Here is a 536-nt window from a genome sequence, read left to right as displayed (position 1 = left end):
AAGACCAAGGCGTTTCGCGGAGGGCTCAGGTAGAGCCCTACAACGTCGCGGACCTTGTCCACGAAGTTCGGGTCGGTGGAGAGCTGGAAGCTTTCGCTCTTGTGCGGGGCCAGCCCGAAGGCTTTCCAGATCCTCGCCACGCTGTCATGGGAAATGCCGCACCTCTTGGCCATCGAACGCGTGCTCCAGTGCGTCGCGGCCTCGGGCTTGCTTTCGAGGGTCAGCGTCACGACTTGCTGCACCTTCTCGTCGGCGATCGTGCGCGGAGCTCCGCTGCGCGGCAGCTCGCTGATGCCTTGCAGGCGCTCGGCGGCGAATCGCTTGCGCCAAGCGCCCACGGTGTGGGCGCATACCCCCACCTTATGGGCGATCGCCTTGTTGCTGGCGCCTTGATGCATCAGCAGCAAAGCTTTCGCCCTGCGGGCTTCGCCGCTGGGGAGTTTGCGGCTCCTTAGAAGCGAGTTGAGATAGCTGACCTCGTCCTCTTCAAGCTCGATTGGTTTTACTCTTCGTCCTCGTCTTTCCACTACAAAGAA

The 536-nt window shown here is 61.9% G+C and carries 1 protein-coding gene; it reads right to left on the bottom strand.

Features of this window, described 5'->3' with window-relative positions; genetic code table 11:
• On the bottom strand, positions 1-398 hold a 398-nt coding region (locus QEH57_RS24775; RefSeq protein ID WP_309009494.1), incomplete at its 3' end, for a helix-turn-helix domain-containing protein.
• Positions 399-536: the final 138 nt, after the last annotated feature.

Origin of the sequence: Pelagicoccus sp. SDUM812005 (assembly GCF_031127875.1) — a bacterium.
GTDB lineage: Bacteria > Verrucomicrobiota > Verrucomicrobiia > Opitutales > Opitutaceae > Pelagicoccus.
The sequence above is the reverse complement of the archived record's forward strand: the minus strand, read 5'-3'. Positions and strand labels throughout refer to the sequence as shown.